At 72.7% G+C, this 19,723-nt stretch carries 20 protein-coding genes; 12 read left to right on the top strand and 8 right to left on the bottom strand.

Annotated features, from left to right (window positions below):
• Positions 1-4: 4 nt before the first annotated feature.
• Complete coding sequence (locus ACIO3O_RS04505; RefSeq protein WP_401741739.1) at positions 5-853, bottom strand: VOC family protein; 849 nt, start codon at positions 851-853, stop codon at positions 5-7.
• A gap of 119 nt (positions 854-972) precedes the next feature.
• Here ACIO3O_RS04505 and ACIO3O_RS04510 point away from each other — a divergent pair, with 119 nt between their 5' ends.
• Complete coding sequence (locus ACIO3O_RS04510; RefSeq protein ID WP_401741741.1) at positions 973-1,932, top strand: helix-turn-helix transcriptional regulator; 960 nt, start codon at positions 973-975, stop codon at positions 1,930-1,932.
• 36 nt (positions 1,933-1,968) lie between these two features.
• Here the strand turns inward: ACIO3O_RS04510 and ACIO3O_RS04515 are convergent, their stop codons facing one another.
• Positions 1,969-5,460 (bottom strand): DNA polymerase III subunit alpha, encoded by a 3,492-nt coding sequence (locus ACIO3O_RS04515; RefSeq protein WP_401741743.1) that lies wholly within the window; start codon positions 5,458-5,460, stop codon positions 1,969-1,971.
• A 246-nt stretch (positions 5,461-5,706) separates the two neighbouring features.
• On the opposite strand from ACIO3O_RS04515, the gene ACIO3O_RS04520 reads away from it, so the two are divergent.
• The 6 genes from ACIO3O_RS04520 to ACIO3O_RS04545 all read left to right on the top strand — a co-directional run bounded on the left by ACIO3O_RS04520 (position 5,707) and on the right by ACIO3O_RS04545 (position 9,817).
• Positions 5,707-6,312: a dihydrofolate reductase family protein gene (locus ACIO3O_RS04520; RefSeq protein ID WP_401741745.1), complete on the top strand. Its 606-nt coding sequence runs from the start codon at positions 5,707-5,709 to the stop codon at positions 6,310-6,312.
• A 237-nt stretch (positions 6,313-6,549) separates the two neighbouring features.
• Positions 6,550-7,296 (top strand): alpha/beta hydrolase, encoded by a 747-nt coding sequence (locus ACIO3O_RS04525; RefSeq protein ID WP_401741746.1) that lies wholly within the window; start codon positions 6,550-6,552, stop codon positions 7,294-7,296.
• 438 nt (positions 7,297-7,734) lie between these two features.
• Positions 7,735-8,115, top strand: coding sequence for a hypothetical protein (locus ACIO3O_RS04530; RefSeq protein ID WP_401741749.1), 381 nt, complete (start codon positions 7,735-7,737; stop codon positions 8,113-8,115).
• 52 nt (positions 8,116-8,167) lie between these two features.
• On the top strand, positions 8,168-8,551 hold the full coding sequence (locus ACIO3O_RS04535; protein ID WP_401741752.1) for a hypothetical protein: 384 nt from the start codon (positions 8,168-8,170) through the stop codon (positions 8,549-8,551).
• Between the two features lie 183 nt (positions 8,552-8,734).
• Positions 8,735-9,301 carry a DUF1697 domain-containing protein gene (locus tag ACIO3O_RS04540; protein WP_401741754.1) on the top strand — a complete coding sequence of 189 codons (567 nt, stop codon included), beginning with the start codon at positions 8,735-8,737 and terminating at the stop codon, positions 9,299-9,301.
• 45 nt (positions 9,302-9,346) lie between these two features.
• Positions 9,347-9,817, top strand: coding sequence for a hypothetical protein (locus ACIO3O_RS04545; protein WP_401741756.1), 471 nt, complete (start codon positions 9,347-9,349; stop codon positions 9,815-9,817).
• Positions 9,818-9,832: 15 nt separating this feature from the next.
• On the opposite strand, the gene ACIO3O_RS04550 is transcribed toward ACIO3O_RS04545, so the two are convergent.
• Complete coding sequence (locus tag ACIO3O_RS04550) at positions 9,833-11,101, bottom strand: aminotransferase class I/II-fold pyridoxal phosphate-dependent enzyme (protein ID WP_401741758.1); 1,269 nt, start codon at positions 11,099-11,101, stop codon at positions 9,833-9,835.
• A 331-nt stretch (positions 11,102-11,432) separates the two neighbouring features.
• On the bottom strand, positions 11,433-12,077 hold the full coding sequence (locus tag ACIO3O_RS04555; RefSeq protein WP_401741761.1) for a TetR/AcrR family transcriptional regulator: 645 nt from the start codon (positions 12,075-12,077) through the stop codon (positions 11,433-11,435).
• A gap of 128 nt (positions 12,078-12,205) precedes the next feature.
• Between ACIO3O_RS04555 and ACIO3O_RS04560 the strand changes: the two genes are divergently transcribed.
• Positions 12,206-12,823, top strand: coding sequence for an NADPH-dependent FMN reductase (locus tag ACIO3O_RS04560; protein ID WP_401741763.1), 618 nt, complete (start codon positions 12,206-12,208; stop codon positions 12,821-12,823).
• Positions 12,824-12,866: 43 nt separating this feature from the next.
• Positions 12,867-13,841 carry an aldo/keto reductase gene (locus tag ACIO3O_RS04565; protein ID WP_401741766.1) on the top strand — a complete coding sequence of 325 codons (975 nt, stop codon included), beginning with the start codon at positions 12,867-12,869 and terminating at the stop codon, positions 13,839-13,841.
• Here ACIO3O_RS04565 and ACIO3O_RS04570 read toward each other — a convergent pair.
• Positions 13,747-14,832, bottom strand: coding sequence for a zinc-binding alcohol dehydrogenase family protein (locus ACIO3O_RS04570; RefSeq protein ID WP_401741768.1), 1,086 nt, complete (start codon positions 14,830-14,832; stop codon positions 13,747-13,749). The genes ACIO3O_RS04565 and ACIO3O_RS04570 overlap by 95 nt on opposite strands.
• A gap of 121 nt (positions 14,833-14,953) precedes the next feature.
• On the opposite strand from ACIO3O_RS04570, the gene ACIO3O_RS04575 reads away from it, so the two are divergent.
• Together ACIO3O_RS04575 and ACIO3O_RS04580 are read left to right on the top strand one after the other, a co-directional pair.
• Complete coding sequence (locus tag ACIO3O_RS04575) at positions 14,954-15,394, top strand: MarR family winged helix-turn-helix transcriptional regulator (RefSeq protein WP_401741771.1); 441 nt, start codon at positions 14,954-14,956, stop codon at positions 15,392-15,394.
• A 112-nt stretch (positions 15,395-15,506) separates the two neighbouring features.
• Positions 15,507-16,922: a S41 family peptidase gene (locus tag ACIO3O_RS04580; protein WP_401741774.1), complete on the top strand. Its 1,416-nt coding sequence runs from the start codon at positions 15,507-15,509 to the stop codon at positions 16,920-16,922.
• Between the two features lie 22 nt (positions 16,923-16,944).
• On the opposite strand, the gene ACIO3O_RS04585 is transcribed toward ACIO3O_RS04580, so the two are convergent.
• Positions 16,945-17,874 (bottom strand): TIGR03620 family F420-dependent LLM class oxidoreductase, encoded by a 930-nt coding sequence (locus ACIO3O_RS04585; protein ID WP_401741775.1) that lies wholly within the window; start codon positions 17,872-17,874, stop codon positions 16,945-16,947.
• A 132-nt stretch (positions 17,875-18,006) separates the two neighbouring features.
• On the opposite strand from ACIO3O_RS04585, the gene ACIO3O_RS04590 reads away from it, so the two are divergent.
• Entirely contained in the window at positions 18,007-18,612 is a 606-nt protein-coding gene (locus tag ACIO3O_RS04590) for a TetR/AcrR family transcriptional regulator (RefSeq protein ID WP_401741778.1), read from the top strand.
• Positions 18,613-18,744: 132 nt separating this feature from the next.
• Here the strand turns inward: ACIO3O_RS04590 and ACIO3O_RS04595 are convergent, their stop codons facing one another.
• Both ACIO3O_RS04595 and ACIO3O_RS04600 read right to left on the bottom strand, forming a co-directional pair.
• Positions 18,745-19,092 carry a hypothetical protein gene (locus ACIO3O_RS04595; RefSeq protein WP_401741781.1) on the bottom strand — a complete coding sequence of 116 codons (348 nt, stop codon included), beginning with the start codon at positions 19,090-19,092 and terminating at the stop codon, positions 18,745-18,747.
• Positions 19,093-19,118: 26 nt separating this feature from the next.
• A complete protein-coding gene (locus tag ACIO3O_RS04600) occupies positions 19,119-19,694 on the bottom strand; it encodes a TetR/AcrR family transcriptional regulator (RefSeq protein ID WP_401741783.1) in 576 nt (191 codons plus the stop codon).
• Positions 19,695-19,723 lie beyond the last annotated feature (29 nt).

A 19,723-nucleotide genomic window follows, 5' to 3' on the forward strand; every position in this document is an offset into this window, starting at 1 on the left:
CGGGTCAGGCGGCGTACGTCGGCAGGGCGTGCACGGTGAAGCGGTTGCCCTGCGGGTCGGCGAGGCGGGCCCGTACGGTGCCGTCGGCTCCTGCGGCCGGGGCCTGGTCCACCCGGCCGCCGTACGCGAGGGCCGCCTCGGCGGTCGCGGCCACGTCGGCGGACAGGATCGCGGGGATCGCGAAGTCGGCCGCGTCCTCGCGCAGGGTTCCGGCGGGCCACTGCGCGCCGGGGGTGAAGACCAGGAAGGCGCCGGGGGCGGCCGGGTGCGGTACGAAGCGCCAGCCGAACGCCGCCTCGTAGAAGCCGCGGGTGGCCCCGGAGTCGGTGGTGGCGATCTCGAATCCGGCCATCATGCCGGGCCCCGGCGTGAAGGAGGCCTGCTCCAGGTGCTGTTCGGTGGCCTCCCGGCGGTCCGCGAGATCGGCGGAGGCGCCCTGGGAGAACAGCGAGAAGGTGTTGCCCTGCGGGTCGGCCAGGCGGGCGAAGACGGTGACCTCCCGCACCCGGGTCGCCGGGACGAGCACCTTCGCCCCGAGCACCGCGAGCCTGTCGACGTCGGCGAAGACGTCCGCGGAGAGCACGGAGAGGTTGATGACCTCGCCGCCCTCCGCCTCGCCGCCCTGCGCCTCGCTGCCCTCTGCATCGCCGCCCGTGTCGCCCTGCTGGATCGCGCCCATCGGCCAGGGCGCGCCCGGGGCCATGATCCGGGTGTACGTACGGCCGTCCACGGAGGAGTCCGGGTCGACGGCGAACGTCCAGCCCAGCACGGACCCGTAGAAGTCCTGGACCTGCTGCGGTGCGGCGGTGCCGATCTCGAACCAGACGACGTTGCCGGGGGTCATGAAGCTCATGGGGGGCCTTTCACAGTTCTGCGGGGGAGAGGGTGGGGCGCTGCGGCCCCGGTCGCTTCCTGCACGCTAGAGCCCTTTGCGGACACCAAATGTCCTCGAAGTCGGGCACAGTGGACGCCATGACGACCGACATGCCCGCCCGCATGCTGCGCCTGCTCTCCCTGCTCCAGACCCGCCGCGAATGGTCCGGTGCCGAGCTCTCCGAGCGCCTCGGCGTCACCGTGCGCACCGTCCGCCGCGACATGGACCGCCTGCGCGAACTCGGCTACCCCGTGGACAGCGTCAGCGGCCACGCGGGCGGCTACCGGCTCGCGTCCGGCGCGGACATGCCGCCGCTGCTGCTCGACGACGAGGAGGCCGTCGCGCTCACCGTCGCCCTGCGCACCGCCGCCGGGAACGTCACCGGCTTCGAGGAGTCCGCCCTGCGGGCGCTGGCCAAACTCGAACAGGTCCTGCCCCACCGGCTGCGCACGCAGGTCACCGCCCTCCAGCAGTCCACCGCCACCATCGACTGGGGGCCGCGCGGGCCCCGCGCCGACCCCGCGACCCTGGCCCTGCTGGCGGCCGCCTGCCGCGACCACGAGACGGTGACCTTCGACTACACCACCCGCGACGACACCCGGGCACCGCGCCGGGTCGAACCCCACCACCTCGTCGCCTCCGGCGGGCTCTGGTACCTCCTCGCCCACGACACCGGCAAGGACGACTGGCGCATCTACCGCCTCGACCGCATCACCGGCCCCGTCCCCACCCGCCACCGCTTCACCCCGCGCCCGGACCCCGGCGCCGACCCCGCCTCGTACGTCGCGGACAAGATCGCCACGGCTCCCGCCCGGTACCGCGCCGTCGCCACCGTCCGGGCCCCCGCCGGGACCGTCCGCCGCAGCACCTGGGCGCTGGCCGCCCGCATCCGGCCGGCCGGTCCCGATGCCTGCACCGTGGACTGCTCGGGCGACAGCCTCCCCGGCATCGCGCAGCTCCTCACCGGCCTCGGCTGCGACTACACCCTGGACGCCGACGAGGCCGTCCGCGACCATCTGCGCACCGCCGCCCGCCGCGCCCTCGACGCGGTCGACTGAGCAGGCGCAGTCCCCGTCACCCGTGCGCGGCCCCCGTCAACCGGCGGACCCCGGACTCTGGTGCCACAGCTTGCGGCCCGGGTTGCGGGTCTGCTTGACCGACGCACCGGGCGGTTGCAGGTCCGCCCAGGGGTGGAGTTCGTAACCGGTCTCCAGCCGGATGCTGCGGTCGTTGGCGGCGGCCGTGGGCGCGGGGCGCACGGCCTCCGTCAGCCGGTCCGTGACTGCCGACAGGCCGCCCTCGTGCCGCAGTTCGGCCAGCTCCGCCAGGTCCCAGGCCGCGGAGCCGGTCACCGTCAGCGCCTTGCCGCTGCCGCCGCCGCGCCGCTGCACCACTCCCCGTACGAGCAGCAGCCAGGAGTGGAAGACGGTGTGCGCGCACGCGTCGTGGCTGTCCTCGAAGAACGCGCAGTCCACAAGACCCGAGGTGTCGTCGAGCGTGGTGAAGATGACACGCTTGCCCGAGCGGATCGGCGGCGTCTGCACCGACCCCTTCGCCCCCGCGACCAGCACCACCTGACCGTGCTTCAGCTCGGCCAGCCGCCGGGCCGGTACCGCGCCCAGCTCGTCCAGCAACTCCCGGTGGTCACCCAGCAGATGGCGCGAGGTGTCCAGTCCGAGCACCCCCAGCTCGGCACCGAGCCGCTCGACGTCGTCGAGGTCGGGCAGGTGGGCGGGAGCGACCTCCAGCGGTCGGCTGTCGGACTCCCCGAGCGTCAACTGCCCCTGTGCGGAACCCCGTTGGCCCTTCTGCAGCTCGGCGATGTGCAGCATCAGGTCCCGCCGGTTGCGCCCGAAGGCGTCCAACGCGCCGACCTGGGCGAGCCGTTCGGCCACCGGCCGGGACGGGCGGGCCCGCGACAGGAAGTCCTGGAGCGAGCTGTACGGCCGCCCCGCGACGATCCGGGCCGCCTCGCCCTCGCTCATTCCGCGCACGTCGCCCAGGGCGAGCCGGACGCCGGGCAGTGCAGGGCCGCCCCCATCCCCGTACACCAGTTCGATACGATAGTCCGCGTCCGACGCGTTCACGTCCAGCCCCAGGATCGGCACCCCGCGCCGCCGCGCGTCCGCCAGCAGCAGCCGCTTCGGGTACATGCCGGGGTCGTGCGTGAGCAGCCCCGCGTAGAAGGCCGCCGGGTGGTGCGCCTTCAGCCAGGCCGACTGGTACGACGGCACGGCGAAGGCCACCGCGTGCGCCTTGCAGAAGCCGTACGCGCCGAACGCCTCGACGATCTCCCAGGTCCGCGCCACGACCTCCGCCGCGTACCCCCGCTTCTTCGCCTCCTGCGCGAACCACGCCCGCACCCGCCCGATCCGCTCGGCGTCGGAGAGCGCGCGCCGCGTGTAGTCGCCGAAGGCAGGGTCGCAGCCGGTCATCACGGACAGGATCTGGATGATCTGCTCGTGGAAGACGACCACGCCGTACGTGTCGCGCAGCGCGGGCTCCAGGTCCGGGTGCGGGTAGCTCGGGGCCTGCCGCCCGTGCCGGGCCTTGATGAACGGGTCGACCATGTTCGCCGCGACGGGCCCCGGCCGGAACAGCGAGATGTCCACGACCAGGTCGTGGAAGGTCTCCGGCTGGAGGCGCGCGATCAGGTCCCGCTGCCCCGGCGACTCCGTCTGGAAGCACCCCAACGTCTGCGACGACTTGATGAGTTGGTACGTCTTCGGGTCGCCCGGCGGCACCTGCCGCGGGTCGTCCAGGTCGATCCGCCGCCCGGTCGTCCGCTCGACCTGCGCGACGGCGTGCGCCATCGCCGACTGCATCCGCACGCCCAGCACGTCCAGCTTCAGCAGCCCGAGATCCTCCACGTCCTCCTTGTCGAACTGCGACATCGGCAGCCCCTCCCCGCTCGTCGGCACGACCGGGGTGCGCCGCAGCAGCGTGGCGTCCGACAGGAGCACCCCGCACGGGTGCATGGCGATGCCGCGCGGCAGCTTGTCCAGCGCCTCCACCAGGTCCCACATCCGGGGCCCGTACGCGTCCGGGTCGATGCCGCGCAGCTCCGGCAGCTCGCGCAGCGCGGAGCGGGCGTCGCGGGCCCGGATGTGCGGGAAGGACTTCGCCAGCCGGTCCACCTCGGCGGGGTCGAGCCCGAGGGCCAGGCCCACGTCCCGTACCGCGTGGCGCACCCGGTAGGTCTCCGGCATGGACACCGTCGCCACCCGCTCCGGCCCGAAGCGGTCCAGGATCGCCCGGTAGACCTCCAGGCGGCGGGCGGACTCCACGTCGATGTCGATGTCGGGCAGCTCGGCGCGCTGCTCCGACAGGAAGCGCTCCATGAGCAGCCCGTGCTCGACCGGGTCGGCACTGGCCACCCCGAGGAGGTGGTTGACCAGCGAGCCCGCACCCGAGCCGCGCGCCGCGACCCGGATGCCCAGCTCGCGGGTGTCCTCCACGACGCGGGCGACGGTGAGGAAGTACGAGGCGTACCCCTGCCGTTCGATCAGCCCCAGCTCCTGTTCGAGCCGGTCGCGGTGGCGCGCGTCCCTCTCGTACCCCTTCCTGCGCATGCCGGTGGCGCACCGCTCGCGCAGCACCCGTTCGGGCGGGGTGCGGGCGGCGCCGACGAGTTCGGGCTCGGGGAAGTGCACGCTGCCCAGGCCCAGGTCGTCCTCCGGGTCGACCCGGCAGGACGCGGCCAGCTCCTCGGTGACCTCGATCAGCCGCCGGGCGGTGTTCGACCGGTACCCGGCGGCCTCGGCGACCCGCTCGGCGATCCGGAACATGTCGGCCGGGGCCTTCAGCCACCGCTCACCGCTGTCGAGTACGCCCCGGGGGTCGATCGGCACCAGCCGCCGCGCGGAATCGAGCACGTCGGCGACCGGACCCTGGCCGGGGTCGGCGTAGCGCACGGCGTTGCTGAGGGCGGGGAGGATCTTCTGGTCCACGGCGAAACCGAGGGCCCGCGCGGCCCAGCGCAGCGAGCCGGTCCCGGTGCCCTGCGCCCCATGGCTGACGACCTCGATCCGGAGGGCGTCGCTCCCGTACCGCTCCCGCCAGGGCGCGAGCAGGCGGGCGGCCCGGTCCGGCCTGCCGGAGGCGAGCGCACGGCCGACGTCGGAGTCCGGCCCGAGCAGGACCACGACCCCGGGCGCGGGGCCGGCGAGGGCGTCCCAGTCCAGCAGGGTGCGCCCGCTCCCGCCCGCGTGGCCACCCGCGTGGGCGGCGCTGACCAGGCGGCACAGCTCGCCCCAGCCCCGCGCCCCGTCCCGGGCGAGGAACAGCACGCGCTGGGCCGACTCGTCGACGAAGGCACCGCCGCGCACGGGGGCACGCCGGCGCTCGGTGCGGCCCGCCGCCTCCACGGGCGGGGCCACGGCCAGATCGACCCCGAAGACGGGCCGCACCCCGACCCGCTGCGCCGCCTTCGCGAAACGCACCGCGCCGCCCAGGGTGTCCCGGTCGGTCAGCGCGACGGCATCCATGCCCCGCTCGGCGGCCCGCAGGGCGAGCTGCTCGGGGTGGGACGCCCCGTACCGCAGGGAGAACCCGGAGACGGCACGCAGATGCGTAAACCCGCGCATCCGGACCACCTCGCCACTGCTTGCTCCTGTCCCCGAGCCGTCTCGTCGCCCGCCTCTGTCGGCAGGTCACACCCTTCACTCACTTCCACCATAAACCAGACTCGAACATTCGTACGATTCAGGAAGTGCGGGTGCCCCGGGCGTCGCTCCGCGGCGCGGCCGATGAGGTCGCTCCACGGCGCGGCCGATGAGTTTGTGGCTCCCGGGCAGTCCAAGCTCGTGACACTTCCAGGAAAGGACACCGCCATGTCAGAGCTTCTCGTCGACTTCATCACCTCCCTCGACGGCTACGCGTCGGGAGAGGGATGGCCCGGGTACTGGGGTCTTGAGGGCCCGGAGTACCTCGCATGGCTCGGGAAGCAGCCCGAGGTCACCTACCTGATGGGAGCGAACACCTACCGCCTCATGTCGGGCTTCGCCGCGGGCGAGGTCCCGACGGGCCAGGACGAGTTCAGGCCCGAGGAGGAGGCGTCCGTCGACGAGCTCACGCAGGCGTCCAAGGTGGTGTTCTCCTCCTCGCTCAAGGAGCCGTTGACGTGGGCCAACTCCACGCTCGTCCGGGACGACGCCGTCGAGGAGGTCCGCGCCATGAAGTCGAGCGGCTCGGGGCTCCTCAGCACGATCGGCAGCCTCAGCCTGTGCCGGTCCCTGCTGCGGGCCGGACTCGTCGACCGCTTCCGGGTCGTGATGTTCCCGGTGATCACCGGGGCCACGGGCGAGGAGCGCATCTACGACGGCTATCCGGACGTCGCCCTCGAGATGACCGAGCACCGCACCTTCGACGGCGGCATCCAGCTGGTCGAGTACAAGCCCCGCGTGCTGGAGCACCCGCCGCTCGGCGCCCCTGCGTGACGTCGCCCCGCTGCGGCCGGCCCGATGGGGCCGGCCGCAGCGCCCAGCCCCGGGAAGGAAACCCGGTGGCGCGCCGCGAAGCACCGCTGCTACCTTTCGGCCAGGCCGTGCAGGAGAACGAGGAGGTGGTACCCGTGAACGCAGAATCGACGTGGGTGCTCCCCTCCGGGGTCACGGTCGGACGGTAGGCAGGTCGTCGTCCGGGAGCGCCGCAGCGCACTCCCGAAAGGCACGGCCATGCACCGAACATCTCTGGAATTCACCTCCGAGCAGCGCCTCGACGACGGCGTCCGCGCCCGTGAATTCACCCTCGGCGACATCCCCGGCATCCTGTGGACGCCGGAATCCTCCACCGTGGAACAGCCTCTTCCGCTGGTCCTCATCGCACACAACAACGGCCTCCCCATGCGCGATGCCCGGCTCGGGGCCCGGGCCCGGCACACCGTGGCGCAGGGGTACGCGGTGGCCACCATCGACGCCGCCGGGTGCGGCGACCGGCCCCGTACGGCCGCCGAGGAGCAGGCCCGCGCGGAGTTCCGCCGGGCGATGCAGTCCGGCGGGGCGACCGACGAGGCCTTCGAGTCCTTCGTCGGCCCGCTGGTCGAGAAGGCGGCCCCGGAATGGCGGACCGCCCTCGACGCCCTCCTCGCGCTGCCCGGGATCGGCGGCCCGGTCGGGTACTCGGGCTGGCTGGCCCTGGGCATCCGGCTCGCGGCGACCGAACCGCGCATCGCGGCGGCCGGGTTCTTCGCGGGGGGATTCGTGCCGCGCGCCCAGCGGGAGGAGGCGCGGCAGGTCTCCGTACCGCTGCTGCTCCTGCTCCAGTGGGACGACGAGGGGAACCCCCGGCAGCGGGCGCTCGACCTGTTCGACGCCTTCGGCACCAAGGAGAAGACGCTGCACGCCAACATGGGCGGGCACGTCGGCACCCCGTGGTTCGAGCTGGAGGACGGGGGCCGGTTCTTCGACCGGCACCTGAAGTGAGCGCGGGCCGTGGGGCGGGGGGGGGGAGCCGCCCGCCCCCCCCCCCCCCCCCCCCCCCCCCCCCCCCCACGGCCGCACCCCCCGCCAAATCACCCGTTCCGTGCAGGAGTTGGCGGAGGCGCTCGGGACCCGCCCTGCGGGAGGAGTCGCTACGGGCGGCCGTGGCGGGGGACGGCCCCGGAAGATCGCGGGTCAGGCGGCGGAGGGGCTGGCCCTCGGGCACCTCGCGGTCGTACGGGTGGATTCCCGTCCCGTCTCCCCGCCCGATCGCAGGGCCGTACGGGGGAGAAGGGCGGGTGCCGGGCGCGTGTCGGGTGCGGTGGGCGGGCGGTCTCGGCAGGGTGCTCAGGGTCGGACTCCGCCTCCTCCCCGCTCCCTTCACGGAGCGCGGGGCGGTCCGCCCCCTCCTCGACACCGCTACCGATGTACGGAGTACCCATGCGCCGCACCGCCCTTCTCGCCACCGCCCTCGGCGTCGCCCTGTCCGCCGCCCTGCCGGTCTCGGCCGCGCACGCCGACCACCACGCCGACCTCGGCCACGCCGCGTGCGGCGAGGCCGCCGCCGACTTCGCGGGCAGCACCTACGTACAGGCCGACAAGTCCGACAGCATCGCCTTCGCCGAGGACGGCACGTACAAGATGACGAAGTCCTCCGGCGCGACCTTCGAGGGCACGTACGACGCGGACTCCTCGACCCTCACCTTCACCAGCCCGCAGGGCTACCGGACGACGGCCACCCTCCGCACCTGCGAGTCCGGCGGCTCGTCCCCCGCCTCGTTCAAGATCGACGGCGGTCCCGCGTACCAGCTCCAGGGCTGACGCTCCCGTTCCTCGAAAACCACCTCCTTCCCCTGACCTGGAGCACCCGCACATGCGCCGCATCACGACCACCCTCCTTCTCGCCGGTGCCCTCGGACTCGGTATGACGAGCCCGGGCGCCGTGGCCGCCGAACAGCACCCCGCGACCTCCTCGGCCCGCAGCGTCTGCGGCGGTCAGGCCGCGGACTACGCTGGCCACATCTACGCCTCTGACACCAAGGCCTACCTCTTCGAGCGGGGCGGCAAGGTCGCGGTGGAGAACCGCGGCAGCACCCGCGCGCTGCACGGCACCTACCGCGCGGACTCCTCCGGGCCGACCGTCACGGCGGGCGGTGCGGCGACGCAGGGCAAGGCGGTGTCCTGCTACGCGGGGTCGACCGTGCCGAAGGCGATCACCTTCGGCGACACGACGTACCGCTTCGTCATGACCCGCTGACCAGTCGACCGGCTGACCGGCTGACCGGCCGACGGGCTGACCTGCCGTCAAGCCGTCCGGCAACGCTCCCGGTGTCGCGCGACGCGGCGCCGCCGGGAGCGTTGTCGTACGGACAAGTCGTACGGACAAGTCGTAGGACAAACAGGGGGCGACGGCGCAGCCGCGTGACTTACTGTCCCTGGCATGACACCTCCTTCCACCCCGCCCCCCTCCGTGGTCTTCTACCGCAACATGAATCTCGGCCACCGCAACAGCCCCGACCGCGCCACCCTGGAGGGCGCGCTGACCGAGGCAGGGGCCCGTGACGTCAGGTCCTTCCAGACGAACGGCACCGTCCTGTTCACGGCCGAGGACCCCACCGGCGTCGTCACGAAGGCCGCGCCCCGGCTCCGTACCGCAGCGGGATACACCGACGCCGGTATGGTCCGCGACCTCGCCGAACTGGCCGGAATCATGCGCGAGTTGCCGTTCTCCGCGTACGGTGCGAGCGACCCCGACCGCCACCCGGCGCTCACCTTCTTCGACGGCGGAACCCCGCTGGGCCTGACCCTGCCCTGGACGAATCCCAAGGGGAACGTCGACTTCGTCGGCCTGTACGAGGGGCTGGTCCTGAGCCTCTTCCGCGCGAGCCGGGCCGGGGCGGCGGGCGGCAGTCCGACCAACGAGGTGGAACGCCTCGCCGGAGTCCCGGCCACCACCCGGGTCCTGGGCACCGTCGAACGCCTCCTGAAGGCCGCGGGCCTGGACTGAACACACCGGCACACACCGGCTTCTCCCCCTGCTACCTTGCCCCTCATGGGGACATGGGGGACACGGGGGACACGACGGGGAGCGGTCGCGGTCCTGCTGCTCGCGGCGGCGCTGGCCGGGACCGGCACCGGATGCACGGTGGACAGATCGGGGTACGACGGCACCCGGACGCCGACCGAACGGCCGGAACTGGAGGACCCCAACCGGTACGCGGTCCTGGAACTGCGCGCCGAGGGCAAGGGGCACATGACCGGCCTGAGGCTCCGCGACGCGAAGATCAAGGAGGGCGTCGCACCGGCGGACGCCGTCCCCGACGAGGCCCGCTGCCTGGGCGCGTGGCGCACGGGCGGCCACGAGGCCACCGTGGGCGCGGGCGGTGTGGACGTCTTCGTCCGCGCCTGTTCGTCGGTGCCCCCGGAGGGGAGCGACCGGGTGACGCCGTCGGGGTCCCCGGCCACCGAACCTCAGAAGTCCCCGGCCACCGAACCTCAGGGGACCCCGACGCGCACGCCCTAGCCGCGCCTTCGACCGTTAGACGGCCTGCTTCTCGTACCCCACCAGGCGCACGCACACCGCGAGTCCCTCGATGGCCTGCTCCAGTTCCGTGAGGCTCGGGTAGCTGGGGGCGATGCGGATGGTCGCGTCGCGCAGGTCGTCGCCGTACGGGTGGGTGGCGCCCGCCGGGGTCAGGACGATCCCGGCCTCGGCGGCCCGCCGCACGACCTCCTTCGCGCAGCCGTCCGGCACCTGGAGCGTGACGAAGTAACCGCCCTTGGGGGAGGTCCAGGTGGCGAGTCCGGTGCCGCCCAGCTCGGTCTCCAGGATGCGGGCGATGGTCTCGAACTTCGGCTGGAGGAGCGCGCGTTGGCGCTCCATGTGGGCGCGGACACCGGCCGCGTCGCGCAGGAAGAGGAGGTGCCGGAGCTGGTTGACCTTGTCCGGGCCGATGGACCGCTTCTGGTTGTTGGCGAGCAGCCACTTCAGGTTCGCGGCGGACGCCCCGAAGAAGCCCACGCCCGCACCGGCGAAGGTGATCTTCGAGGTGGACCCGAAGACGAACGCGCGGTCCGCGTTGCCCGCCCGCTCGCACGCGCCGAGCAGGTCGGCGATCGCGACGGGCTCGTCGGTGAGGTGGTGGACGGCGTACGCGTTGTCCCAGAAGATCCGGAAGTCGGGGGCGGCGGTGGTCATCGTCGCCAGCCGCTCGACGGTCTCGTCGCTGTAGCAGACCCCGTCCGGGTTGCTGTACTTCGGCACGCACCAGATGCCCTTGACGGCCGGGTCCTCGGCGACGAGCCGCTCCACGGCCTCCATGTCCGGGCCGCTCTCGGTCATCGGCACCTGGATCATGTCGATCCCGAACCGCTCGCAGAGCGCGAAGTGCCGGTCGTACCCGGGCACGGGGCACAGGAACGCGATCCGCTCCTGGTCCGCCCAGCGCGAGGTCGCCCCCGGCAGCACGCCGAGCAGCGCGTGCGCGATGGCGTCGTGCATCAGCTCCAGGCTGGAGTTCCCGCCCGCGAGGAGCTGCGCGGCCGGAACCTGGAGCACCTCCGCGAAGATCTCCCGCAGCTCGGGCAGCCCCTGGAGACCGCCGTAGTTGCGCACGTCCGTGCCGTCGGCGGAGGTGTGCCGCCCGCCGGGCAGGCTGAGCAGGTCCTCGGAGAGGTCGAGCTGCTCGGGCGAGGGCTTGCCCCGGGTCAGGTCGAGGGAGAGGCCGCGCCCCGCCAGCTCCCGGTAGTCCCGGCGGGCCAGGTCGAGGAGTCCGGTGAGGTTGTCGGGGCTGATCTCGGTGGTCATGGCGGTGCTGGTTCCTCTCGGGCGGTGCGGGGCGTGCGGGTCGTACGGGTCGTGCCGGTCGTGCCGGTCGTGCCGGTCGTGCGGGTCGTACGGGTCGTCCGGTTCGTGCGGGGGTCGTACTGCGGTCCGACGCTATACCGGTGTGCCGGACCCGCGAGCACGGGATGCCGGGCCCCTGCCCCGCCCCGGCCGCCGGAAACCCGGGCGCGGCAGGTCGGGGGAGGGGCGCGGGCCCTGCGCGAGCGCCGTGTGCGAGTGCCGTGTGCGAGTGCGGTGTGCGAGTGCCGGGACTGGGGCAGCGGCCGGCACCAGGACGAAGCGCGGGGAAGGGTCAGCGCCGGTAGCCGTTGAGGAAGACATCGATGCCGGCGGCGATCCTGTCGTCGATCTCCTCCTGCGTGGGTGCACCGGAGCCCGGGCGGGAGGGGTCCGCGGCCGAGATCAGCAGCATGAGGTGGACGGCTGCCTGGTCGGGGTCGGCGGTGCGCAGCAGCCCCTGGTCCGACCATTGGCGCAGGTGCGCGGCGAGTGCGCGGCGGACCCGCAGAGGGCCGGTTTCCTGCCAGGCGTCGATGGCGGCCTGCGGGATGTGTCCGGCGTCGGCGTTGATCTGGCGTACGAGTGCGAAGTGCGCCGAGTGCGCGGCGGTCATCGGGGTGGCGAAGTCCCGGCCGAAGGCGAGGAGGTCGGCCTCCAGGTCGGTGATCTTGCGCAGGTGCCGGTCGATGACGGCGAGCTGGGTTTCGGCGGCGAGAGCGGCGCTTTCCCGGATGGTGGCCTGGAAGAGCTCGGCCTTGTCCGTGAAGTGGTTGTAGATGGTGCGCGTGGAGACCCCGGCCTCAGTGGCGATGGCGTCGATGCCGGCCCGGGTGTAGCCGTCCCGGGCGAAGACGGTCAGTGCGCCGCCGAGGATCGCCTGACGCTTGTCCGCCGACCTGCCTCGGGGGCGGCCGGTCGCGGTGTTCGGACTGTTCATACTGAGCCCTCCAGGCTTTTTTGCAATGACCGTTTTACTAAATGCCATGACCGTTGTACTTTAACTGGTGTCGAGGCACAGCACCGCGATGCGCCGCTGCGCCTGCATGTCGAATTGAGGAGAGACACATGCTCAGGATCGCCATCATCATCGGCAGCACCCGGACCTCCCGCAGGACGGCCGTCGCGGCCGAATGGGTCGCACAAGTCGCCTCCCGGCACGCAGCCGTCACCCGGGGCGAGGTGGTTTTCGAGACCGTGGACCTGGCGGACTACGCGCTCCCCGTCCTGGACGAGCCGCTCCCGGCCATGTTCGGGGACTACCGCCACCCGCACACCCTCCGGTGGGCACAGACCATCGGCTCGTTCGACGGGTTCGTCTTCGTCACCCCGGAGTACAACCACTCCTTCCCCGGCGCGCTGAAGAACGCGATCGACTTCCTGTTCGCGGAGTGGAACAACAAGGCGGCCGGTTTCGTCAGCCACGGCGTTCACGGCGGCACCCGCGCCGTGGAGCACCTGCGGCTGGCCATGACCGAACTCCAGGCCGCCAACGTGCGTACCCAGGTCGCCCTTTCGGCCTTCACCGACTTCGAGATCACCGACCCGGCCGAGCCGGGCGTCATCGCCCCGGGCCCCCACCAGGAACCGACGCTGAACGAACTGCTGGACGAGGTCATCGCCTGGTCCGGGGCGCTCAAGCCGTTGCGTACGGCTACCACTGCCACGCAGGCAGCCCCCGCGTAGCGGCAAGCATGTTCCGGACCATCCACGAAGACCAGGGAGAGTCATGCGGTACCGACTGCTGGGCAGGACCGGGCTCCGTGTCTCCGAACTGTTCCTGGGTGCGATGAGTTTCGGGGACGGCGGTGCCTCGCCCGACGAGGCCCGCCGCATCCTCGACCTGTACGACGACGCCGGCGGCAACGTGGTCGACACCGCCAACGTCTACCGCGACGGGCAGAGCGAAGCCATCCTCGGTGACCTGCTGCACGGTCGCCGCGACCGCTTCGTCCTGGCGAGCAAGTACACGCTCTCGCGCGACATCACCGATTCCAACGCCGCGGGCAATCACCGCAAGAGCCTCACCCTGTCCCTGGAACAGAGCCTCAAGCGGCTGCGGACCGACTACCTCGACATCTACTGGGTGCACCTGTGGGACCGGCGCACCCCCGTCGACGAGACAATGCGGGCGCTGGATGACGCCGTCCGCGCCGGCAAGATCCTCTACGTCGGGATCTCCGACGCCCCCGCGTGGGTCGTCGCCCAGGCCAATACGCTGGCGCACTGGCGAGGCTGGACACCCTTCGCCGGCCTGCAAGTTCCCTACAACCTGCTGAAACGGGACGTCGAGCGCGAACTGCTCCCCATGGCCGAGGCGTTCGGGATGACCGTCGCCGCGTGGAGTCCCCTGGCGCACGGCATCCTGACCGGCCGACCCTCCGACCTCACCCCCCAGCAGCACGACGTGGTCGCCGCCGTGCGCGAGGTCGCCGACGAGATCGGCGCCACACCCGCTCAGGTGGCCCTCGCCTGGACCCGGTCACGTTCCGCGGCGGTGCATCCGATCCTGGGTGCCCGTACCGCCGAACAGCTGGCCGACAACCTCGGCGCGCTCGACGCAACCCTGTCCGGGGAACAGACACGGCGCCTGGAGGCCGCCGCCGACTTCACTCTCGGATTCCCCGGCGACTTTCTCGCGCAGGTCCACCCCGGGGCGTTCGGCGCAGCCAGTATCGGCCGTGACCGAGCTGCCAGGAGCTGAAGGAGCCGAGGCCGGCGGACTCATCCTGGCCGCCCCGCGGCCCGCGCCCGCAGCCGGGCTCACGCGGCGCGGTCCGCACCAGCACCACCTTGCCGAGGTTGCGGCGCTGCTCGACGACGGCATGCGCCCGGGCGGCCTCGGCGAGCGGGATCTCCTCGTGCACGACGGTGCGCAGTCCGCCCGCACCCCAGGACTCCCAGAGCTCGCGAACCCAGCGGGCGTACGTCTCGGGCCGTCCGGTGGCGACGGCCCGGATCTGAAACCCCGTCATGGTGGCTCCCCGTAAGAGGAGTTCGTACGCCTCGACCGTCCCGCCCCCGGAACTGAAGGCCACGAGCCTGCCGCCCATGGTGAGCGACCGGACGCACGGGCCGAGCAGCTCGCCGCCGACACCGTCGAGGATCACGTCGTACGATCCGCCCTCCTCCCGCAACTCCTCGTACAGCACGACGTCATCGGCCCCCAACTCCCTGACGAATGCCGCCTTTTCGGCACTCCCGACGGCGGCGACGACTCGCCCCGCACCGCCCGCCGCGGCGAGCTGGAGAGCGAGGGAGCCCACGCCGCCGGCGGCGGCGGTGACGAGGACGGACTCCCCGGGCCGGACGTGCCCGGCCTCGTACGCGCCCCGTGCCACGGTCCCGCTCCGTACGAGCGCGACCGCGTCGACGGCGCGGGCGCGGGCCGGAATCCGCGAGGCCATGTCGTGGCGCAGCACGGCGAACTCGGCGTACGCGTCGACGAAGCACAGCCCGGTGGCCCGCTCCCCGACGGCGAATCCCTCCACCCCGGGCCCGACCTCGACGACCTCCCCGGCGACCTCGCCCCCGAGGGTCACCGGAACCGGGCTCTCCCGGACCTTCCGCACGCTGGGCAGGGTCACGCCGACGGCCTCGGTGTGGACGAGGATCTCGCCGGGGCCGGGCCGGGGGACGTCGGCCCGGTGGGGGAGGAGGGCGGTGGGGTCGACGTGATGGTGGATGCGCAGCATGGTGCCTCCGGTCGTTCGTCGGGACGTTCGGTCTGCCCCGGTAATTCATTGGGGGCCCCAACGGTATGCACTTTACTGTTGGGATGTCCAACGATTGGCCGAATCCGGCTAGGCTCCCCTCATGACTCAGTCCGGGCTTTTGCCCCTCCAGCACATCCAGTCCTTGCCGAGCTGGCTCGCGGGCCGCGTGGCCGCGAAGGGCCGCGGCCTGGTGGCGGAGGCGCTCGCGAAGGAGGGTCTGAAGCTGATGCAGCACGCGGTGCTGGCGGCGACGGCCGAGTACGGGCCGGTGGCCCAGGCGGAGTTGGGCCGCATGCTCGGGGTGGACCCGAAGGACATGGTGGGCATCCTGAACCACCTCCAGGGTGCGGGCCTGGTGGTGCGCGCCCCGGACCCGGCGGACCGGCGGAAGAACGCGGTGACGGCGACGGCGGAGGGGCTGGCGGTGCTCGCGCGGTGCGCCGTGCTGGCGGAGGCGGCGAACGAGGAGCTGCTGGGGCCGCTGGGGGAGGAGGAGCGGGGGCGGCTGATGGAGCTGCTGGGGAGGGTGTACGGCCGGTAGTCCGGGGTGGGGGTAGCCCCCGGCCGGGGCGGGAGGTTGCCGGATGGTGGCCGTGAGCCCGGTGCACGAGCCTTGAGGTGCAGGAAGTGGCCGTACAGGGAGAGGCTCAAGGATGTTCAGGAGTAAGGGGCGTTGGGGTGCCGCAGCCGCCGCGGCGGTGACGCTGGCCGTGGTGTCGACCGGTGCGGCGGCCCAGGAGGCGCACCCCGAGGCGCGAACCGCCCTCGAAGGGGTCTGGCGCAGTGACGGCTACGCGCAGTATGTGACGGTACGTCAAGGAGTGCTGCGTACGTACGAGTTCACGGCGGCGGGCTGTCTGCCCGGCGGGCCGGACCTCACCGCCGACAAGAAGCCGACCTCCGCCGGGACCCCCTTCCGGGACGCCGCCGGAGTGCGGGCCCTCACCCTCCGGTCCACCGGCGAGGGCCACGCCCGGCTCGCTCCTTCGGGCGCGGTCGGCGAGCGGAGCCTGGAGCGGGTGCGTGCCCTGCCCGCCGACTGCACCCGCAAGCCCGCCGCCGACCCGGTGCACACCTTCGACGTGTTCTGGTCGGCCCTGCACGAGAACTACCCCTTCTTCGCCGAGAAGGGCGTCGACTGGGACGCGATGCGGAACACGTACCGCCCCCAGGTCAACAAGAACACCTCCGCTGATCGCCTCTACCAGATCCTCGGTGCGATGATCGCGCCCCTGCACGACATGCACACCCAACTCCGCGACATCGCGGGCGAACGCGGCACCATGAACATGCGTCCCGGTACCCCGTACCCGGCCGATGTCGAGAAGTTCCTCGCCCGTGTCGTTGCTGCGAGCAAGCCCCAACTCCCGCAGAAGGTGCATGAGTTCGCAGGCGGCCAGATCCAGTACGCCGACCTCTCCACCCCCGGCATCGGCTACCTCCGCATCACCTCCTTCGCCGGATACACCAAGGCCCGCGACGCCGACGCGGACGCCGCCGTCCTGGACCGGGCGCTGGCGGAGATCTTCACCGCCGAGCGGGTGCGCGGGATGCGCGGCCTGGTCGTGGACCTCCGGGCCAACGGGGGTGGCTCGGACGCCCTCGGCATCAAGATCGCCCAGCGGCTGACGGGCCGCACCTACACCGCGTACACGAAGATCGCCCGCAATGACCCGAACGATCCGGGCAGTTGGACCGCGCCCCAGCCCATCCGGGTCCGCCCGGCCGAGGGGCCCCGGTTCACCGGCCCGGTCGCCGTGCTCGGCGGTCCGCTCACCATCAGTGCGGGGGAGTCCTTCGCCCAGTCCCTGATGTCCCGCACCCCGGCCCCGATCCGCATCGGCGAACCCACCCAGGGCGTCTTCTCCGACACGATGGAGTGGCACCTGCCCAACGGGTGGGTGCTGACGGTCCCCAACGAGAAGTTCCTCACCGCCCGCGGCACGACCTACGACGGTGCCGGAATTCCGCCCACCCACCCCGAACCCGTCTACGCCGAGGCCGACTTGGCGAACCTGCGCGACCCCGGGCTGAAGCGGGCCGTGCGCGAACTCGACCGGGCCCGGTAGGTCCTTCCGGGCTCCGGTTGGTTCAGGGCAGCAGTGCCGGGGCGAGCTCGCGCCACTCGCGGTCGGGGAGTGCGGCGGGATCGGCGGTCAGTACTTGCAGGCAGACGTGGTCGGCACCCGCGTCGAGGTGTTCTTGCACACGACGCCGGATCGCCTCCTCGTCCCCGTACGCGACGATCGCGTCCACCAGACGACGGCTCGGACCGCCGATGATGTCCGCGTCGCCGAAGCCCAGCCGCCGGACGTTCGCCTGCTGGTGCGGGGCGGCCGCCACGTACATCGCGACGTGCGCCGTCGCCACCTCGCGGGCCCGGTCGAGGTCGGTGTCGAGGACGACGGCCTGTTCGACCCCCAGGAACGCGTCGGGGCCCAGGGTCGCGCGGGCCCGCACGGTGTGCTCGGCGGGGACGAAGTAGGGGTGCGCGCCCCAGGTGCGTTCGGCGGCCAGCGCCAGCATCTTGGGGCCGAGCGCGGCCAGCACGCGGCGCGGGGCCGGGTCGGGCAGGGGGCCGTGGGCGGGGACGGCGTCCATGGAGTCCAGGTAGGCGCGCATCGTGGACACCGCGCGGCCGAGGCTTCGTACCGGATAGCCGTCCACCTCGGACATGCCCTCGTCGACGCGGTGTCCGCCCAGGCCCAGCAGGTAGCGGCCGGGGAACGCCTCGCCGAGCGTGCGGGTCGCGGTGGCGGTGGCGATCGGGTCGCGGAAGGCGATGTTGGCGATTCCCGACGCGACGACGAGGCGGCGGGTCGCCGACAGCAGCAGCCAGGCCTGGCCGACCGTGTCCCGGCCGAACGCCTCCCCGTACCAGATCGCCCCGTACCCCAACTCCTCGATCTCCGCGGCCGATTCGCGCACACGTCCGGCGGGCTGCCCCTCGTGGGCGAAGGTCCAGATGCCGACGCGGCCGAGGTCGGGGGCGGGATGGGGGGTCGTGGTGCCGTCAGGCATGTACAGCTCCTTCGATTCCCGGTACGGCCGTGTGGAGAGGCGTACCGGAGAGGTTCTCCGTTTGATGGACGGTACGATACGGAGAACCTCTCCGCTTGGCTAGCCCGGGCACGACCGAAAGGCAGAATCCCGATGACGACCGCATCCGGCGGTGCCGCGCCGCCGCCCCGCCGCACGGACGCCCGCCTGAACCGGGACCGCCTGGTGGCCGTCGCGCGCGAGGTGTTCGCGGCGTCGGGCCCCGGGGCCTCGCTCAACGAGATCGCCCGCCGGGCGGGGGTCGGGCCAGGGACCCTCTACCGCCACTTCCCGAACCGGCAGGCACTGTTGGCGGCGGTGCTCACGGACCGGGTCGAGGCGCTGTGCGCGCGGGCGGGGGAACTGGTGGCCGCCCCGTCGCTACCGGCCGACGAGGCGCTGGCGCGGTGGGCGGCGGCCTTCCTGGAGCATGCACGGGCCCAACAGGGCATTGGCGGGGCGCTGTTGCTGGAGGGCTCCGACTATGTGGGCGTCGACTGCCATCGGCTCATCGTGGACGCGGCGGGGGATGTGCTGGGGCACGCGCAGGGGAGGGGGAGCGCGCGGGCCGATCTCACAGCGGGAGAGCTGGTCCAACTCCTCACCGGAGTCGCCCTGTCGACGGTGCACTCGGAAGACTCTCGGCAGGCGGACCGGCTGCTCTCCCTGACCCTGGACGGGGTCCACGCGGGCCCGCGCGGGGCGCGGGGGCCGGGGTGACCCTTCTGCCAGGCCCCCTTGGGCTCCGCCCCTCCTGATGACGTCGATCGTGTCGCTCGCCGAAGCCTCACCCCCTCCGCAGATGTCTCCGTGGAGGGGGTGAGGTGACTGTCCTGCGGTGATCGTCTCGTCTCAATCGGAGGGCGTCGTCATGGTCCGTTCGCCGCCGGTGTCGAAGTGCCGGTCCAGGTAGGCGTCCGGGGCGAGTTCGCTGTCCCGCATCAGGGAGTAGACCTCGCTGCCGTGGCCGGGACGGGTCTCGTCGACGAGATGGTAGGTCTGTACGAGCCCGAGGTACTCGGTGCCGGTCAGGATCGCGCAGTGCTCCTCGGCCTCCCGCTCGGCGGCCGCCATCGCCGCGTCGACGTCGGCGACGTGCCACAGGGTGATGCGTTCCTCGTAGGTCTCCAGGTCGTGGTGGCGGTAGACGGTGCGCGCGGAGAACCACGACTTCGCGGGGTGTCTGGGGTGCTCGGGCATCGGGGTCTCCTGGGGAATGGCTGGGGTTACGGGATCTGCGGGGCGACCAGGCTGCGGAAGGTGGCCACCGGGTCGGGGTCCAACTCCGGTGCGCTGCCGCTCAGTCGGAGCGTCGCGAAGCCGTGGGCGAGGGACCAGGCGGCCAGTCCGGCGCGCCGGGCGTCCGGGATGCGCGAGGCGTCCGGGAGGTCCTCGACGTCGGCGCGCAGGGCGGCGTACGCACGGTCCTTGGCGGCGGCGAGGTCCGGCGACGCGGCGTGCAGCAGCCGGGGCTGGAACATCACCTCGAAGTGCGCCGGGTGGCCGAGCGCGAACTCCACGTATCCCGCGCCCAGTTCGCGCAGCCGGTGCGGGGCGTCGGCCGGTACCGCGTCGACGGCGGCGGCCAGCAGGTCGAAGCCCTCGATCGCGATCGCGGTGAGGAGTCCGGCCTTGTCCTTGAAGTGGTGGGCGGGCGCGGCGTGCGAGACCTCGGCGCGGCGGGCGAGGTCGCGGAGGCTGATCGCGGCGACGCCTTCACTCGCGATGACCTCCAGGGCGGCGCGGAGGACCGCCCTGCGGAGGTCTCCGTGGTGGTACGCGGTGTTCGGTGGTGCGGGCATGGGGGGATGGTAGCCCGTGGATCTTGGCA

This window comes from Streptomyces sp. NPDC087440 (assembly GCF_044744005.1).
Taxonomy (GTDB): Bacteria; Actinomycetota; Actinomycetes; order Streptomycetales; family Streptomycetaceae; genus Streptomyces.

Excerpts from the sequence above, each read along its gene's own strand:
- ACIO3O_RS04505 (WP_401741739.1), bottom strand. The coding sequence starts at position 853 with ATGAGCTTCATGACCCCCGGCAACGTCGTCTGGTTCGAGATCGGCACC.
- ACIO3O_RS04510 (WP_401741741.1), top strand. The coding sequence starts at position 973 with ATGACGACCGACATGCCCGCCCGCATGCTGCGCCTGCTCTCCCTGCTC.
- ACIO3O_RS04515 (WP_401741743.1), bottom strand. The coding sequence starts at position 5,460 with ATGCGCGGGTTTACGCATCTGCGTGCCGTCTCCGGGTTCTCCCTGCGG.
- ACIO3O_RS04520 (WP_401741745.1), top strand. The coding sequence starts at position 5,707 with ATGTCAGAGCTTCTCGTCGACTTCATCACCTCCCTCGACGGCTACGCG.
- ACIO3O_RS04525 (WP_401741746.1), top strand. The coding sequence starts at position 6,550 with ATGCACCGAACATCTCTGGAATTCACCTCCGAGCAGCGCCTCGACGAC.
- ACIO3O_RS04530 (WP_401741749.1), top strand. The coding sequence starts at position 7,735 with ATGCGCCGCACCGCCCTTCTCGCCACCGCCCTCGGCGTCGCCCTGTCC.
- ACIO3O_RS04535 (WP_401741752.1), top strand. The coding sequence starts at position 8,168 with ATGCGCCGCATCACGACCACCCTCCTTCTCGCCGGTGCCCTCGGACTC.
- ACIO3O_RS04540 (WP_401741754.1), top strand. The coding sequence starts at position 8,735 with ATGACACCTCCTTCCACCCCGCCCCCCTCCGTGGTCTTCTACCGCAAC.
- ACIO3O_RS04545 (WP_401741756.1), top strand. The coding sequence starts at position 9,347 with ATGGGGACATGGGGGACACGGGGGACACGACGGGGAGCGGTCGCGGTC.
- ACIO3O_RS04550 (WP_401741758.1), bottom strand. The coding sequence starts at position 11,101 with ATGACCACCGAGATCAGCCCCGACAACCTCACCGGACTCCTCGACCTG.
- ACIO3O_RS04555 (WP_401741761.1), bottom strand. The coding sequence starts at position 12,077 with ATGAACAGTCCGAACACCGCGACCGGCCGCCCCCGAGGCAGGTCGGCG.
- ACIO3O_RS04560 (WP_401741763.1), top strand. The coding sequence starts at position 12,206 with ATGCTCAGGATCGCCATCATCATCGGCAGCACCCGGACCTCCCGCAGG.
- ACIO3O_RS04565 (WP_401741766.1), top strand. The coding sequence starts at position 12,867 with ATGCGGTACCGACTGCTGGGCAGGACCGGGCTCCGTGTCTCCGAACTG.
- ACIO3O_RS04570 (WP_401741768.1), bottom strand. The coding sequence starts at position 14,832 with ATGCTGCGCATCCACCATCACGTCGACCCCACCGCCCTCCTCCCCCAC.
- ACIO3O_RS04575 (WP_401741771.1), top strand. The coding sequence starts at position 14,954 with ATGACTCAGTCCGGGCTTTTGCCCCTCCAGCACATCCAGTCCTTGCCG.
- ACIO3O_RS04580 (WP_401741774.1), top strand. The coding sequence starts at position 15,507 with ATGTTCAGGAGTAAGGGGCGTTGGGGTGCCGCAGCCGCCGCGGCGGTG.
- ACIO3O_RS04585 (WP_401741775.1), bottom strand. The coding sequence starts at position 17,874 with ATGCCTGACGGCACCACGACCCCCCATCCCGCCCCCGACCTCGGCCGC.
- ACIO3O_RS04590 (WP_401741778.1), top strand. The coding sequence starts at position 18,007 with ATGACGACCGCATCCGGCGGTGCCGCGCCGCCGCCCCGCCGCACGGAC.
- ACIO3O_RS04595 (WP_401741781.1), bottom strand. The coding sequence starts at position 19,092 with ATGCCCGAGCACCCCAGACACCCCGCGAAGTCGTGGTTCTCCGCGCGC.
- ACIO3O_RS04600 (WP_401741783.1), bottom strand. The coding sequence starts at position 19,694 with ATGCCCGCACCACCGAACACCGCGTACCACCACGGAGACCTCCGCAGG.